This is a genomic window from Candidatus Pelagibacter communis (genome assembly GCF_001179925.1).
GTDB classification, from domain to species: Bacteria; Pseudomonadota; Alphaproteobacteria; order Pelagibacterales; family Pelagibacteraceae; genus Pelagibacter; species Pelagibacter ubique_E.
The window spans coordinates 1-3,237 of the sequence record NZ_CVSF01000026.1 but is presented as its reverse complement, the minus strand read 5'-3'; the positions used below and the strand labels follow the sequence as shown (position 1 = coordinate 3,237).

2 protein-coding genes and 1 pseudogene are annotated in these 3,237 nt (G+C 27.1%); all 3 read left to right on the top strand.

Features of this window, described 5'->3' with window-relative positions:
* Window positions 1-237, top strand: a pseudogene (locus tag AMN70_RS01775) (DNA primase); the annotation flags it as partial.
* A gap of 67 nt (window positions 238-304) precedes the next feature.
* Window positions 305-2,128 carry an RNA polymerase sigma factor RpoD gene (rpoD, locus tag AMN70_RS01770; protein ID WP_075501301.1) on the top strand — a complete coding sequence of 608 codons (1,824 nt, stop codon included), beginning with the start codon at window positions 305-307 and terminating at the stop codon, window positions 2,126-2,128.
* Between the two features lie 134 nt (window positions 2,129-2,262).
* Window positions 2,263-3,237: O-antigen ligase family protein (locus AMN70_RS01765; RefSeq protein WP_179850364.1), on the top strand; the 975-nt coding region annotated here is incomplete at its 3' end.

The window sequence follows — 3,237 nt, the reverse complement described above, 5'->3', positions numbered from 1 at the left end:
TTAGATAATCAATTGCTGGAAAAAATAAATAAATTTGCTCCCATCAAACATATTCTTAAAAACCAAGGTGATGATGATCAAAAAATTATCGAGTTATTAGAGGATATCTCTAGAGATCTTATGAACTATGATCTTGAATTTAGGATTCAAGAGTTAGAATCGAAGTTTTCTGTTGATATGAGCGAGACTACATTTAATGAGCTAAAAGAGCTTAAAAAAAAGCAAAATCTCAATTAATTTGACTAAATTAATAATGGATTTTTGTATATTTGACATTATATAAGACTTCCAAACTTTATTTGCTGTGGAAAGAATTATTACTAAATCATTTGCAAGATTAATGGGTCGTGGAACCCACAGAGGATTTATAACTTATGAAGAGTTAAGTAAATCTCTTGGTAAGAGAAATCTTTCGGATGAAAATTTATCCCAAGCGTTTATTCATATTCTAGATGAAAATATTACACTGGTAGAAAAAAAATCTGATTATAAAGTTTTAAGAAAAAAAGAGTCTTCCTCTAAAGAAGAAGGAAAAACAATCGAAAAAAGTGATGATCCTATAAGAATGTACTTAAGAGAAATGGGAGGTGTTGAACTACTTTCTAGAGAAGGTGAAATCGCAATTGCTAAAAGAATTGAGGCAGGTAAAGATGTAATGTTAATTGCTTTATCTCAAAGTCCAATTACTGCTCAACAATTTTTTGAATGGAATGAAAAATTACAAAAAGATGAAATTTTAGTTAGAGAAATTATTGATATTGATACTAATTATATGGAGGACGAAAGTACAGGACCAAGTGCTAAACAAAAAAACGCGGGTGAAACCGATAAAGAAGAAGGTTCTGCGGATGATGATGATGATTTTAATCCTACACTTGCAGCAATGGAAACTGAAATTAAACCTAAAGTTCTTAAGACTGTTCACACACTCACAAAAGAATACAACAAGTTAATTAAGTATCAAAAAGAAAAGTTGGAATGTGTTTTAAATTCACAAACCTTTTCTCCTGTAAAAGAAAAAGTTTACGAAAGAATTGTCAATGATATATTAGAAAATATTAAGTCTCTTCAATTATCTCCATCTGTTTTAGAGGAGCTAGTTCAAAAACATTATATTGAAAATAAGAAGATAATCTCTCTAGAAGGAAATTTATTAAGACTTGCAATGGATAACAAAATTTCAAGAAATGAGTTTATAAAATTTTATATAGGCAATGAAATTAACCCAAATTTAAAAAAGTTTTTAGACACTAACACGGTTTGGAAACAATTTTTTGCAAAAAATAAAGATGAGTTTAAGAATATTAGAGTAAGATTAATTGAAATTAGCCATAAACTTGGAATGTCTGTTACTGATTTTAAAAAATTAGTTAGCAGAGTTCAAAAAGGTGAAAAAGAGTCTAGAATTGCAAAAAAAGAAATGGTTGAGGCGAATCTAAGATTGGTAATCTCAATTGCCAAAAAATATACGAATAGAGGACTGCAATTTTTAGATTTGATTCAAGAGGGAAACATTGGCTTAATGAAAGCAGTTGATAAATTTGAATATAGAAGAGGTTATAAATTTTCGACGTATGCAACTTGGTGGATAAGACAAGCAATTACTAGATCTATAGCTGACCAAGCGAGAACAATTAGAATTCCAGTTCATATGATTGAAACAATCAATAAGATTGTTAGAACGCAAAGACTCATATTAAGTGAATTCGGAAGAGAAGCCACGCCTGAGGAGCTAGCTCAAAAACTAAGAATGCCTTTAGATAAAGTTAGGAAGGTATTAAAAATTTCTAAAGAACCAGTTTCCTTAGAAAAACCTGTTGGAGATGAAGAAGATAGTAGCTTAGGTGATTTTATAGAGGACACAAAAGCTTTAGCGCCACTAGAGCAAGCTATTAAATCAAATTTAGGTGAGGCAACAACAAAAATATTATCTACGCTTACACCTAGGGAAGAAAGAGTTTTAAGAATGAGATTTGGCGTTGGAATGAATACTGATCATACTCTTGAGGAAGTTGGACTACAGTTTTCAGTTACTAGAGAAAGAATTAGACAGATAGAAGCCAAAGCACTTAGAAAACTTAAACATCCAAGTCGATCAAAACAGTTAAAAAGTTTCTTGGAAAGTTAATTAGTTTTTTAATTGATCCAAAAATAAAAACTTGTATTTAAATTATAAAAATTTAACTTAATTTAAAAATAATGATTTCTAATAAATTTACTTTTAACTATTTCCTTATATTATTTTCACTCATTCCAATAAGCATGATAATTGGTTCAGCAGCTTCAGTCATCAACGTCTTATTGATAGATTTATCATTTATAATATTGATAATATTAAGAAGAGATTTTTTTTTTTTAAAAAGTGAACCAATAATATATTTGTTTGGTTTATATATTTATTTAATTTTTAATTCATTTGTCTCTCTAGATTTTTCAGAGGGTTTATTAAGAAATTTCGGGTTTTTAAGAATTATAATTTTGTTTGCAGCATTTAACTATTTTTTTCTCGATGAAAATTTTTACAAAAAAGTTTTTAAATTTTGGCTGATAGTTATTTTTATAGTTTTAATTGACGTTTTTATTGAAAGTTTTATGGGAAAAAATATTCTTGGGTATGATGGATTGGATTATGGGCACAGAATAGTAAGTTTTTTTAAAGATGAACTTATTGTAGGGGGTTTTTTAAATGGATTTTATCTAATATTGATTGGTTTTTTATTTAATGAATTAAAAGATAAAAAAAAATTTATATTCGGTTTTGCGCTAATTATCTTAATTTTATACGCTATATTATTAAGTGGAGAAAGATCTAATGCTATAAAAGCACTTATAGCTTTATTTCTTTTTTTATCTTTTATGAAGTCATTCAATTTAAAAACAAAAATAATTTTACTTTCAGGTACAATTATTTTGTTAGTTTTTACAATCATGAATTCTTATTTTTTAAAAATTAGATACATTGCTCATATTTATTCAAATTTTAAAGAGGATCCTATTTATTTTAATCTTTATGCATCTGGTTTTCAGGTATTTCAAAACAATAAATTGTTTGGAGTTGGTAATAAAAATTACAGGATTGAAACCTGTAAAAAAAAAGAAGTTAATAATATAAAAAAAACTGATAGATACTTTTGCAATACCCACCCTCATCAAATTTATTTAGAATTACTATCAGAACATGGAATAGTAGGGAGTTTTATAATTATATTTATTTTATTTAAGATTATATATTCAAAA